This window comes from Candidatus Defluviilinea gracilis (assembly GCF_057138825.1).
Map to the genome: position 1 here is coordinate 1 of NZ_DBNHEF010000027.1, position 13,530 is coordinate 13,530.

9 protein-coding genes are annotated in these 13,530 nt (G+C 51.7%); 6 read left to right on the forward strand and 3 right to left on the reverse strand.

Annotation, left to right across the window (positions count from 1 at the left end):
* Nucleotides 1-79: 79 nt before the first annotated feature.
* Both AC16KF_RS03570 and AC16KF_RS03575 read right to left on the reverse strand, forming a co-directional pair.
* The gene (locus tag AC16KF_RS03570) at nt 80-1,333 is read right to left on the reverse strand and encodes a restriction endonuclease subunit S (RefSeq protein ID WP_484035921.1); all 1,254 of its coding nucleotides are present in this window, start codon (nt 1,331-1,333) and stop codon (nt 80-82) included.
* Nucleotides 1,330-2,892: a class I SAM-dependent DNA methyltransferase gene (locus AC16KF_RS03575; RefSeq protein ID WP_484035922.1), complete on the reverse strand. Its 1,563-nt coding sequence runs from the start codon at nt 2,890-2,892 to the stop codon at nt 1,330-1,332. Before AC16KF_RS03575 ends, AC16KF_RS03570 begins: the two co-directional genes overlap by 4 nt.
* 475 nt (nt 2,893-3,367) lie before the next feature.
* Here AC16KF_RS03575 and AC16KF_RS03580 point away from each other — a divergent pair, with 475 nt between their 5' ends.
* The 3 genes from AC16KF_RS03580 to AC16KF_RS03590 all read left to right on the forward strand — a co-directional run bounded on the left by AC16KF_RS03580 (nt 3,368) and on the right by AC16KF_RS03590 (nt 6,403).
* Nucleotides 3,368-4,408: a tyrosine-type recombinase/integrase gene (locus AC16KF_RS03580; protein ID WP_484035923.1), complete on the forward strand. Its 1,041-nt coding sequence runs from the start codon at nt 3,368-3,370 to the stop codon at nt 4,406-4,408.
* Nucleotides 4,405-4,881 carry a hypothetical protein gene (locus AC16KF_RS03585; RefSeq protein ID WP_484035924.1) on the forward strand — a complete coding sequence of 159 codons (477 nt, stop codon included), beginning with the start codon at nt 4,405-4,407 and terminating at the stop codon, nt 4,879-4,881. Before AC16KF_RS03580 ends, AC16KF_RS03585 begins: the two co-directional genes overlap by 4 nt.
* 136 nt (nt 4,882-5,017) lie before the next feature.
* Entirely contained in the window at nt 5,018-6,403 is a 1,386-nt protein-coding gene (locus AC16KF_RS03590; protein WP_484035925.1) for an MATE family efflux transporter, read from the forward strand.
* A gap of 33 nt (nt 6,404-6,436) precedes the next feature.
* Here AC16KF_RS03590 and AC16KF_RS03595 read toward each other — a convergent pair whose 3' ends face one another.
* Nucleotides 6,437-7,324, reverse strand: coding sequence for an aminotransferase class IV (locus AC16KF_RS03595; protein WP_484035926.1), 888 nt, complete (start codon nt 7,322-7,324; stop codon nt 6,437-6,439).
* Nucleotides 7,325-7,737: 413 nt separating this feature from the next.
* Between AC16KF_RS03595 and AC16KF_RS03600 the strand changes: the two genes are divergently transcribed.
* The 3 genes from AC16KF_RS03600 to cas10 all read left to right on the forward strand — a co-directional run.
* A complete protein-coding gene (locus tag AC16KF_RS03600; protein WP_484035927.1) occupies nt 7,738-9,573 on the forward strand; it encodes an ABC transporter ATP-binding protein in 1,836 nt (611 codons plus the stop codon).
* A 203-nt stretch (nt 9,574-9,776) separates the two neighbouring features.
* Entirely contained in the window at nt 9,777-11,651 is a 1,875-nt protein-coding gene (locus AC16KF_RS03605) for an ABC transporter ATP-binding protein (RefSeq protein WP_484035928.1), read from the forward strand.
* A gap of 539 nt (nt 11,652-12,190) precedes the next feature.
* Nucleotides 12,191-13,530, forward strand: a 1,340-nt coding sequence (gene cas10, locus AC16KF_RS03610; protein WP_484035929.1) for a type III-B CRISPR-associated protein Cas10/Cmr2, incomplete at its 3' end; no start/stop codon positions are given.

Consider the following 13,530-nt stretch of genomic DNA (forward strand, 5'->3'; position numbering starts at 1 on the left):
GCGCCTTAATCAACCGAGTGCCTTCGCGTTCGGAGAAGTCTAATCGTCAGACTCCTCGATGAAACCTGTCAGGTCTGATCTACAACTCTCCCTCAAACGCCTCCCTCAACACACTCTTCCTCAATTCTTCCACATCCTCCATTTTTTGACGATACACTTCCTCCAGCCGACGCGATTCTTTCGCCAGCCCCTCCAGCCGCTGGACGATGGCGCGTTGCTCGCCGAGTGATTTGGGAAATCTAACAGTAAGGTTTTCCCATTTACTTTTATTGATGATAGGTAGCGTTGCCTGTGCGGAATTTTTTATTACGCTGTTGTAGAAATTCTTGCTCCGCATTGCATAATAAAAGAACTTTGTAGAATACCCTTTACCAGCAGTGAGCGTATTTATTTGCTGGTTACAAGACACATTCCTATCAGCAAATCCAACTTTACCAATGCTTGCCCCAATACATACCATCAACACAGAATTCTCGGGCATCAGCCTGCCTTTTTGCAAGCCCGTTTTACTAAGCCCCTCGTTGTCGTATCGAATTTCACCATCTCCATTAATATCTATATCTGCAGGTTTGATAAATGGAATAAAGTCCCCATAATTTTTCTTTTCAGATGTTTTTGGCGTAGTTCCAGTTTGAGTCTCTCCAATTTCAAATAACCTTTTTTCTTCCCAATCCCTCCCATTCCCAAAAATGACATTCAACTCCGCCTCAAACACCTCCCGCGCGTTGACCAGATTCCGCGCCGCATTCGCGCCGACTTGCGCCAGCGCCGCGAACGTCTCATCCAGCAGGCTCACGATCCGCTTTTGTTCGGGCAGGGGAGGGAGGGGGATTTCAACTTCTGCTAACTTACTGCGGCTGATTCGTTTTCTTGTTGTGCCAGTTGTTTCATGGTCAATATCATTGAGATATTGAACGGATTGAGAATAGTAATTGAAAAATTCTGGAATAATTTTATTCTTGTCGAAGCGAACGATTGTACAATCTACGGCTGTAATCATTCTTTCGCCAGTGTCGGGCAAAATACATGTTCTTCCAACAGGATCAGGTAATCTTGAAATTAAACAATCACCCTCAAATATTTCTGTGCAACGCAATCTCTTGAAAGTTTCAACAGAAATGTAGCGAGCTTTTTCACCTCTGTCCTTGAAAACCCCATTTCCAACATTGCCAGTTTGAATTAGGCGGATTCCTTTTGGTGATTGGTCTTTACTTTCAATCCAATCACCGTCAGCAAATACTTCACAAACGTCGCCTAGCCTTTCCACTTTCCAACCTTCCAACCTTGAACCTTCAACCTTCGACCTGAAACCTGAAACCTGATCCCTCTTCATAACATCTTCTCGATGGATTTCAAAATCTTCGCGCTCTCTTCATCCAGCATCTTCATCTCATCCAAAATGACCGCAGGCGCGCGCAAAACGGTTTCATCTTTTCGATGCGGATTTTTTACCGAAAGGTCGGCATCGGCAAGCTCAGCCACCTTTCGCGCATCCACATTCCAACTATTTGGCGTTTCAGGACCTTCCGCTAAAACTCCGTTTGCTGAGGTTGTGGTTGCTGAGGTTGCGGTTGCTGAGGTTCTCGAAGCAGAAAGTTTCACAAACTCCGCCAGATCATTTTCGTTCAACGGGTTGGTCTTGCCCAAATTCCGATCCAAATTCAACTGGTAATACCAAATCTTCTTGGTAGCAGAACCCTTATCAAAAAACAAAACCACCGTCTTCACGCCCGCGCCTGTAAACACGCCGCCTGGCAGATCCAACACCGTATGCAGATTGCACGTCTCCAGCAACTGCTTGCGCAAACTCACCGAAGCGTTATCGGTATTCGACAAAAACGTATTCTTGATGACGATGCCCGCGCGCCCGCCCGCCTTCAAACTCTTGATGAAGTGTTGCAAAAACAAAAACGCCGTCTCGCCCGTCTTGATGGGGAAGTTGTTCTGCACCTCGGCGCGTTCCCTGCCGCCGAAGGGCGGGTTCGCCAACACCACGTTGTAACGATCCTTCTCCTGAATATCGCGGATGTCCTCCGCCAGCGTGTTGGTGTGCAGGATGTTCGGCGCCTCGATGCCATGCAGGATCATATTCATAATGCCGATGATGTACGCCAGCGACTTCTTCTCCTTGCCGAAAAAAGTTTTCTCCTGAAGGATTCTCGCTTCTTTCGTCCCCATAGCTGGTTCTGTTTCTTTGAGGTACTCAAACGCCTCGACCAAAAACCCCGCCGAGCCAACCGCGCCATCGTAGATCGTCTCGCCGATCTTGGGCTTCACCACCTTGACGATGGATCGAATCAACGCGCGCGGCGTGTAATACTCGCCGCCGTTCCTGCCCGCGTTGCCCATGTTCTTGATCTTATCCTCGTACAATGCGCTCATCTCATGCTTTTCCTTCGACGAACGGAAGCGCAATTCATCCACGAGATTGATCACCTCGCGCAAGTTAAATCCGCTTTGCAGTTTGTTCTTCAACTCGCTGAAAATTTCCCCGATCTTATACTCGATCGTATTCGCGTCCTCGTTCTTGAACTTTTTCAAATACGGAAACAACTGACTATTCACAAACTCGATCAAATCATCGCCCGTCATCGCTTTGTGATGATCGATTCTCGCTCTGAGCGGAGACTGAGCGTCAGCATCAGTCGCAGACGAAGAGCCTCCATTGCTCAACTTTGGAGCCGCCCACACATCCCACTTGAACTTCTTCTCGACAATCGGCGTATACTTCTTGCCTGCCAACTCCGCCGCATCCGCGCGATCCTTTTCCAGATCGTCCAAATACTTCAGGAACAGAATCCACGAAGTCTGCTCCACATAATCCAACTCGCTGGAACAACCCGCATCCTTCCACAATTTATCGTCAATGTTTTTGAAAGTTTGCTCGAACAAGATTATCTCCTCGATGAGACCTGACAGGTTTTCACAGAACCTAGACGGGGCTGATCCATTTCCATTCGGAGAACTCTGGTCGTCAGACTCCACGATAAAACCTGTCAGGTCTAAGATTTCACCTCCGAATTTTACCAGTCCACGCAAACAAGATAAAACGTAGGTCACGTTTTTAACGTGACAGTTTGTGTTGAACAAAAGTCACGCTACAAGCGTGACCTACGGGGCTACAGGACTACAGAACAGGGGAGGGGACGCAAAGGATGAAGTTAACGCCGAAGAAAGAAGAATCAACTCGCGGCTGGGAGTGAAGCGTTTCCCTGCGACGCGAATTAGCGTCCATCGTCTGTGGTCTATCGTCAAAGAGTGGGGGAGACTCACTCATCCGAAAATCCCAGCCTCCACAAAGTTTCCCATTATGCTTTCGATAAGTATTATTATCGAAAGCATTGACAATCTACGGTAAATTCGTATAATGACCGCCATGATCGACACCGAAACAAAACTGTTGACGATTACGCAGGCAATGAGCGGTTATCTGCGCATGGTCGAACGCGCAAGGAGCAAGGCGACCATGCTTTCGTATAAGAACGCCTTGCGCGTTTTTTCGGAGATGCTTGAGGGTAAATCTCTCGAGCCTGAAACCACCCCCATTTCAAAACTCAACGAGGATCACTTCGCAAAATTTGTCGAATACCTCACTACCTATGCCACCGCCACCGAACAACTGTATCTGCAGGCTGTGAAAGGCTTCTATCTGTACCTTGATTCGGAGCGGCTGGCGGACGTCAATCAATCGCGGCTGACCGTCCTTTTACGACAACGCGCGCGTCGTGCTGGCAAGCGCGCCCCACAATATCAATTAAACGAAATTGACAGCCTATTGGAGAAGGTCAAAGACATTCCGAATCTGCTCACTGCGCCCTCTCAAAATGAAGGTGAAGCGAATGCAAAACTACGCGCATATCGTGACCGCGCGTTTTTATTCACTCTTGCAGAGACTGGTTTTCGCGTCCATGAAGCGTGCAACCTGCGGCGCGGCGACATTGATTGGAATGAAGGACGCGCGATCATCATCGGGAAAGGCAACAAGCAGGCTGTTGTTCGTTTTACATCGCATACGCTCCAAGTCCTCAAGGAATATCTGTCGCAACGCGCCGAGCTGGATGGGAATTCAGGCAAGCAATTGAGTTCCCTGCCCCTCTTTGCGCGTCACGATAAAGGCGCTGGCAAAAAGGTCAAGCCAATGACGACCACGACGGGACGAAATATCGTCAAGGAACGCGTGAAGCAATTTCTGGGAAAAGATCTGGTCGGTAAGATCACGCCGCATACCTTTCGTCATTATTTCGTCACGTCCACATTACGCGCTACGGGCAATCTTGCCATCGCGCAAAGACTCGCGCGGCATGAAAACATTCAAGTCACAGACCGATACACACAATTGACGGACGATGAATTGGACAAGGCATATTACGAAGCATTTGAAAAAGACTCAAAATGGAGTCGAAAATGATCGAGTTGACTTTTCAGAATTTCCACGAGCAAAAGTATGATGATGCGGGTTATTGCTTATATATCGTGAAGAACGGACTAGGCGATGTCTTGTACATCGGCATATCGGAGGCAGATGTTTGGACTCGCTGGTTTGGCTGGGGCGGTCACATGACGTGGGACGGTGATGTCGTGTACGGAGAATCGCCCATTGGAGTAAAAATTGAAAACCACCTGCCCGACTCGTTAAGTTGGAATATTCAATTATGGACATTGGAAGATTGTATGGAATTCCTTGGGGACTTTATCCCGCCTCATGTTAATCGAACCATTCAAGACATCGAACCACTCATGATTAAGAGGCTGTCCCCAGCGCTGAACAGAACTTACAACTACACTCCAGGCAAAGATACGACGCCACAGAGTGACAAGGAAAAGAAGTGGGAGAATTATGTGAACAAATCCTATGATGAAATTTTCAACAAGAAGAAATAGTTCCCCTGCCCCGCTTGAAGAACACGCTGAGGATTCCGATTCTGTCGCTCGCAAACGATAAGAGAGAGATTGCGTCATCGATTCTCGCAACGACATCTCCTCGTCGCTTATAATCACAGCCTCCCACGGAGGACTTGTGACTTTCATCCGCAACGCAATCGCCCACTACAACGACCGCGAATATTTTACCGAGATGCGCAAGATCGCCATCCCCATCATCATCCAGCAATTGATGTTTGCGGGGTTGAACATGCTGGGCGTAATTCTCGTTGGGCAAAAGGGCGAGACCTCCGTCGCGGCGGTGGGACTGGCGGGGCAAGTGGCGTTTCTCTTGCAACTCGTCCATTTTGGGATCATCAGCGGCGCGGCGATGTTCACCGCGCAGTTCTGGGGACGGCAGGATGTTCCGAATCTACGCCGCGTGCTGGGATTATGCTTGATGCTCGCACTATCAGCGAGTCTCGTCTTTCTGTCGCTCGCGCAATTCCTCCCCGAACAGATCCTTCGCATCTACTCCAAAGACAGCGAAGTGATTCGCCTCGGCACAAATTACATCCGCACCTTCTCGTGGACGTTTCTCTTCACCGCGATCACGTTCAGTTACGCCTTCGTCATGCGCTCCACGGGCGATGTGAAAACGCCGACAAGCGTCAGTGTCGGCGCGTTGATCCTCAGCACGTTCCTCTCGTACTCATTGATCTTCGGAAAATTCGGCTTCCCCGAAGTCGGCATTCAAGGCGCGGCAATCGCCGCCGTCATCGCGCGCGGACTCGAATGTGTCACGCTCATCACCATCACGTATGCGAAGAAATCGCCCGTCGCCGCGTCCCTGCGACAACTCACAGACTTCGACCGCGTCTTCTTCGGTAAAGTGATTCGACCCATGTTGCCTGTGATGTTGAACGAACTCTTTTGGGCGCTGGGCATCACCACCTACAACGTCATCTACGGTCGCATGGGAACTGAATCGTTCGCCGCGATGAGCATCGTCGGCACGATCGAGCAACTGGCTTTTGTGTTCTTCATCGGAATTTCAAACGCCACGTCGGTTCTCGTTGGCAACCGCATCGGCGCGGGGAAAGAAAACGAAGCGCACACCTACGCGGGTCGCTCGCTGGGACTCGCCGCGCTGGGCGGTCTCGTCATGGGCATCATCGTCCAACTCGTGAAAACGCCTGTGCTGTCGTTGTACAACGTCTCGCCTGAGGTTCTTCAAAACGTAAGCGCCGTCCTCAACGTGGTCACCTTCTTCGTGTGGATTCGCGTGAGCAACATGACCATCGTCGTCGGCATCCTGCGCGCGGGCGGCGACACGCGCTTCTCGCTCTTCCTCGACGGCATCATCATCTGGATCGTCGGCGTGCCGATGGCGTACCTCGGCGCGAACGTCTGGGAACTCCCCGTCTATTTTGTCTATCTCTGCGTGATGTCGGAAGAACTGACCAAATACGTCCTTGGTCTCAACCGCTATTTTTCCCGCAAATGGATTCACAACCTCGCCGCGCAGGTTGAGGGAGTTTAAAAAGGTGACAGTCACTTTAAAAGTGACTGTCACCTAAATTACTTCCGCATGTTTCAAAACATATTCATCATAAGCCGACATCAACATCCTCGTCACCTTTCCTGGACTCCCCTGCCCCACTATCACATCGTCAATATGGATGACTGGCACAATGCCGCGCGAACTGGATGTGATGAACGCTTCTTTCACACGGGACAGCTGGTCCAGCCTCAGCGAGCGGAATCTCACCCCCAGCCCCCTCCCCCGCGCCGCGCGGATGACCATCGTCCGCGTGACGCCGAGGAGGATGCCGCGTTGGGCGGTGTAAATTATTCCGCGCTGAGCGGAGGGACTGATGCTTGTCAGTCCCGCAGTCGAAGCGTCCTTCGACTGCACTCGTCGCAACAAACGCTCCTCGTTCCGCTCAGGACGGAAGATGTAGAAAAAATTACTCGTCATCCCCTCCAATATCCTTCCATTCTTCACCAACAGCGCCTCGAAGATTCCCTCTTGTGCAATGTGTTTCCGTTCCCCGTCGCTGGCGGAGATGAACGCCGTTGACTTTGTGCGCGGATCGTTACGATGAAGCGTCGTCGTTTCGACTCGTACACCTTTCTCGTAGACTTCACGCGGCAGAAGTTTGAGCGGCTCGATGGAGATGTAAAACTCTCCGCGCTTCGTCTCCATCACGCGGACGCGCGCTTCGTCCGCACGATAAGGTCGAAGCAACTGAGTCAGGCAACCCCGTAGAAATGAAGCGTCTGCATGTGGGAGTCGCTTCAAATGGGCGGAGAGTCCGATGACGCGCGTGCACGAGTCGAACGTGCGGAATGTCGAATAGTAGCCGTCGGGCAATTGCCGCGTCGCCGCGTCGAGCGAGGAGTTGTCGTCGAAGCGGAGTTCATCCAGTTTTGTTTTGGTGATCTTCCATGTGCGGGTCATATCGCATCCATGTCATTGCGAGCGAAGCGAAGCAACCCTCTCGATACAGGAGATTGCTTCGTCGCAAAGAACAAGAGCGCTCCTCGCAACGACATTTTTATTATAAGCCTTGACACTTTTCGCGTGCGAGGTGTAAACTCGCCGTACGTCAAACTTAAGTTTGACACACAAATCTCAAGAAAGGAGCGCGCACGAATGTCCACGTTGATCAGCATGACCCCCTTTGTTCCAGTTGACACTGGATTCGTACCTTCTCGTAGTGCGCCTCGTGACCGTTAGGTCAGACCTCCCTGTCGTTTCAGGCTGTGGCGTACTCGTCACAGCCTTTTTGTTTAATTTTGCTTTGTGTAGGAGGCGTTCTCTAACGCCGATGGCGCAAGAGAGCGCCATCTACACAATAATTGGAGAATGCAATGACTACAATCGAACCCGCAATTACCTTCGACTTCCGCAACACCGTGCATGAAAACCGCCTCAAGGGGCTTTGGCGCATGATGGTGGATTACCGCATGCCGTATCTCGGCGCGACCGCCGCGCTTGCAATCTCGGCGTTGTCGAAAACGTACACGTACATTTTGCTCCGCTATTTTGCCGACGATGTATTGACCCAACAGAATTTCATCGGCGGAAGCCTCATCACGACTTCGCTTTGGATCGCGGGCGGATTCGTCGCGCTCGCGCTGGTGGAAGGAAGCGCCTCGTTCATTTCGGGACGTTTAGCCGCCTACACCGCCGAAGGAATCACGCGCCGCCTGAGGGACTTCCTCTTCGATCACATCCAGCGATTGAGTTTTTCGTATCACGCCACCACGCCGACAGGCGACCTGATCGAACGCGTCACCTCAGACGTGGACGCGCTGCGCCGCTTCTTCAGCGAGCAAGGCATCGGCGTGGGACGGATCGTCTTGCTGTTCGTGATCAACTTCATCGCGATTCTGAATCTCAACGTGAAGTTGGGATTGGTCTCAGTGGTGGTGATTCCGTTCATCCTGCTCGTCTCGCTGTGGTTCTTCAAGCGGGTGACAAAAGCCTACGAAGAATATCAAGCGCAAGAGGCGATCCTCTCCACCACCCTGCAAGAGAATCTAACGGGCGTGCGCGTGGTCAAAGCGTTTGCGCGGCAGGAGTATGAAAAATCAAAATTCGAGAAGGACAACTGGGGCAAGTTCTTGAAGGGCAAAATTTTGCTGTTCATGCACTCGATGTTCTGGCCCCTCTCGGATATCGTGCTTGGATTTCAAATGCTGTTCGGGTTCATCTACGCCGCCAACATGGCGATCCGCGGAGAGATCACCGTCGGCATGTACATCGCGTATGTCGGCTTGGTCGTGTGGCTGATCTGGCCCATCCGCAACTTGGGGCGCATCATCGTCTCAGCCTCAACGGGACTTGTCTCGTACGGTCGCCTCATGGATGTGGTGAAGCAGACGCGCGAACCGCTCCACGATGGGGCGTACCAGCCCGAAGGTCCAGTAAGAGGCGATCTTGTCTTCGAGAATGTCTCATTCATGTACTCGGATGGAAAATCCAACGCGCTGAAAGATATTTCCTTCCACGTGAAGCCTGGGCAGGCGGTGGCGTTGCTTGGGTCAACGGGATCGGGCAAAACGTCGCTGGTGAATCTGCTCCCCCGCTTCCACGAATACACGGGCGGACGAATCCTGCTCGATGGCGTGGAGTTGAAAGATTACTCGCGCTCGTTCTTGCGGAGGCAGATCGGCATCGTGGAGCAGGAGCCGTTCCTGTTCAGCCGTTCGATCCGCGAGAACATCACGTACGGAGTTGGGCGCGACGTTTCAGATGAGGAAGTGGAACGCGCCGCGAAAGCCGCCGCGATCCATGATGTGATTATGACGTTCCCCGATGGCTACAAAACCATCGTCGGTGAGAAAGGCGTGACCCTCTCTGGCGGACAAAAGCAACGCACGACCATCGCGCGCACGCTGTTGAAGAATCCGCGCATTTTGATTTTGGACGACTCGACCTCCAGCGTGGACCCCGAGACCGAAGCGGAGATCCGCGGCGCATTGAACGGGCTGATGCAGAACCGCACCACGTTCATCATCGCACACCGCATTCAATCTGTGATGGTCGCCGACTTGATCCTTGTGTTGGATAAAGGTGAGGTGATTCAGATGGGAACGCATGAGGAGTTGCTTTCTCAGCAAGATGGAATGTATCGGAGAATCTACGATATCCAAACAAGGATAGATGAAGAATTGGAATTAGAAATTTCTCGAATCAACTAAATCTCGCTGGTTGAGTAGACCTGAGCGTTCGTTGCGAAGGTCGTATCGAAACCAGCAGGCAACATGTAAGCAGATGATCACATGAAAACAAGAGGTGTGGTCTCGATACGGCGGCGCTTCGACTGCGTGGCGCGAACATCACGCGCCACTCCGCTCAGCGCGGAAGGCGCGTACATGACCACCAGATGTAACGGAGAAATATCATGAGCGAAGAATTAATTGAAATTGAAGAAGAAGAATTCACATCACAGCTCACCATGCCCGTGTTCAAGCGGATTGCGAGTCTGCTTCGCCCGCATTGGAAATGGGTGGTCGGGTTTTTTATCACCATCGCGGCGACGTCCTCGACGGATGCGTACTTCACATACCTGAACAAGGAGATCGTGGATACGGGTATCCGCTTGGAGAATACCGCCGCATTGACGCGCATCGCGTGGATCTACGGCTCGATCATTTTGTTTCAGGCGTGCACGGTGTTCACGTTCATCTACCTCGCGGGCGTGATGGGCGAACGCGTGCAATACGACTTACGCCGAATGCTGTTCAATCATTTGCAGCAACTGTCGCTTTCGTATTACTCGCAGAACTCGGTGGGACGCCTCATCGCGCGCGTCACATCGGACACGGGGCGCGTCTCGGACCTCGTCAGTTGGGGCATCGTGGATTCGACGTGGGCGGTGATGAACATCGTCACATCGCTGATCTTCATGGCGATCATCAACTGGAAACTGGCGTTGATCGTGTTCACCATCATCCCGTTGATGATCTTCATCGCGATCAAGTTCCGTCAGTTCATTTTGGTGGAGTATCGCGTGTCGCGGCGCACGAACTCGAAGATCACGGGCGCGTTCAACGAAAACTTTCAAGGCGTGCGCGTGGTGAAGGCTCTCTTGCGCGAAGACGAGAACACGAAAGAATTTCAAGAGTTGACCACGACGATGTACCGATCGTCGTATCGGGCCGCGTGGCTCTCAGCGCTCTTCCTCCCCACCGTGCAGATCATCGCCGCGCTCGCGCTGGGACTCATCGTCGGCTACGGCGGACAACAGATCACCGTCGGCGCGATGACCATCGGCGGGATTCAAGCCTTCGTGTCGTATCTCACGTTCATGATGTGGCCCGTGCAGGACTTGGCGCGCGTCTACGCGGAGATGCAGCACTCCATCGCCTCGGCGGAGAGAATCTTCAAGTTGATAGATACCCCGCCCGAAGTCCACGATAGAAGCGACGCGGTCGAGGCGCAAACGCTGATGGGCGAGATCGAATTCGAGGGCGTGGATTTCTTCTACGAAGAACGCAAGCCCGTCCTCACCGACTTCTCGCTGAAGGTGAGAGCGGGCGAGATGATCGCGCTCGTCGGTCCGACGGGCGGAGGAAAGTCCACGATCGTGAATCTGCTGTGCCGCTTCTACGAGCCGCGCAAAGGGACGATCCGCATCAACGGGCGGGATTACATGGATTACACGCTCGCTTCGATCCACAGCCGCATCGGGATCGTGTTGCAGACGCCGCATCTCTTCTCGGGCAGTGTGCGCGACAACATCTGCTATGGACGATTGAACGCGACCGATGAAGAAGTGACCGACGCCGCGAAAATTGCGGGCGCGCATGATTTCATCGTGACGTTAGAAAAAGGCTACGACCACAACGTGGGCGAAGGCGGCAATTTGCTCTCCGTTGGGCAGAAACAGTTGATCAGTCTGGCGCGAGCCGTGCTTGCCCGCCCCGAACTCTTCATCATGGACGAAGCCACCTCCAGCGTGGATACGCTCACCGAGGCGTTGATCCAGCGCGGCATGGAAGCGTTGATGCGCGGACGCACGTCGTTCGTCATCGCGCACCGCCTCTCGACCATCCGCAAGGCGAATCGAATCGTGGTGATCGAAAATGGAAAAATCGCCGAGCAAGGCTCGCACGCTGATTTGCTCAAACAGCGCGGACATTATTACCGCCTGTACACGCAACAGTTCAGGCACGAGTTGGAGGAGCAGTATGGGTTTACGGAGGCTGTCGGGGCGCAAATCTCCGAGGTCTCTCAGACCTCGGAGATTTCGGGGGAGGCGATGGCGGCGGATTAAGACCCAATCCCCACCGCCCTATCGGGCACCTCCCCCAAATCCGACGAACCCCAGTCGGATTTGGGGGAGGCTGGGAGGGGGGTCGAAAGGAGACCACCATGAGTCACAACCGCGATAAAGGCAGTAAAGAACAAAAGAAGAAAGCCAAGCGCAATATCAAGGAGAAACGCAAGTTGAAGAAGGAGAAGAAGCAGAAGAGTCCGTTTGGTGTTGGCTAATGGGTTCGTTCAAAATAGGATTCCCGCCAGAATTTTATGGCGGGAATCCTATCATCTTTCCAAAGTGATGCCCAATCTGGGAGGTTAATTCTATGAATCGTTTTTCCTGAAAAGTATTGCATTTCTGTTAGCGACGCCTTATAATTTTCGATGTAACTTGTGCTTGTGGGAAATTCACAGGTTTTGTAGTCGCTCTTCTGATCGGTTTTCAACGGAGCAGAATATGACAAAGATCACAAACAAATTGGAAATGATGATCTACGCGAATTTGGGTGGAGCAGAGCGTGTCTTTCATAAGGCAGGCAGGGAGGATAATAATTAATGAAGCATCTAATTATTTTTTCAGTCGGTCCTGTACAGGATTTTATTAACACTGCCCGTCGTAGCCGTGACTTGTGGTACGGTTCATGGATGTTAAGTGAATTATCAAAAGCCGCAGCGAAAAATATCGCGGACTCTGGCTTTCTTGATTGGCTTGTTTTTCCACATCCTGCTGACATCAGACTACTTGAACCGGCAAGTCAGTACAGTTCTCCGAATAAAGTTATTGCTGTTGTGGATAACCCTGAACGAATTGCTACAGGGGTTCGCACAGCAGTAGGTGCACGCCTTCAAGAATTGTGGGCGGATGCCAAGTCACACATTCATGGTCGTGCTTACAATGAGGGAGTGGCTAATCAGCAGGTTGACGACTTGCTTGAATTCTATTGGGTTAGCGTTCCATTCGAAGAATCCAATGCAGGCAACTATGCGGAAGCGCGCAACAAGGCGGAAATGTTTTTAGCAGCCCGAAAAACTATCCGCAATTTTCAACAACCGACATGGTCGGCAGGCACTCCTAAATCATCCTTAGATGGCGCGCGCGAGTCGGTTATTCCGAGAGCGGAATATGCGGAGAGAAACGATACAGAGGACGTTCGTACACAAAAAACCAAAAACTTATACACGCGCTATCGAGCGCGGCGCGGGGAGCAACTCTCAGGTGTGGATTTGCTCAAGCGGCTTGGCAGGCTTGACAGTACTCCGAACTTCAAGAGCACATCAGATATGGCGGCGTTGCCGTTTGTGGAAAAATTCAACCAGAAAAACGGGGAAGCTCAAACTTTGATCGAGGCTCTCCGCGCCAAATTGCCCGTTGATTCTGACACGTTGGATGGCGCAGAGGAAGGCTTGGTATTTGAAAGCCGGTTCGAGGATGCATTTCCGACTCAAAAACTAACACCTGAACAGCGGGCAGATTATCTAAACCTGTTAAAGAAATATGCAGGCAATGCCACGCCTACCGCCTACTACGCCTTGCTTGCCGCGGATGGTGATTTTATGGGCAAGATCATTGATGGGCAAACAAGGATGGAAACTCATCAAAATATTTCGCAATCACTGGCAAGGTTCGTGCAACATGCAAGAGAGATCGTTGGGCGCACTCAAGGTGTGCTGATTTATTCTGGTGGTGACGATGTGTTAGCGTACCTGCCTTTACCCTCGGTTTTAGATTGTGCTAATGAATTACAGTCCACTTTTGGAAGCTTGATGGAAGAGTATGCAATATCTGATGGAAAGGGCGGCACAATCAAGCCTTCCCTGTCTGTTGGGATCGTCATTGTCCATCATCTGGAACCGCTATCGAATGCTCTGCAACTCGTGCGGAAAGCGGAAAAAGA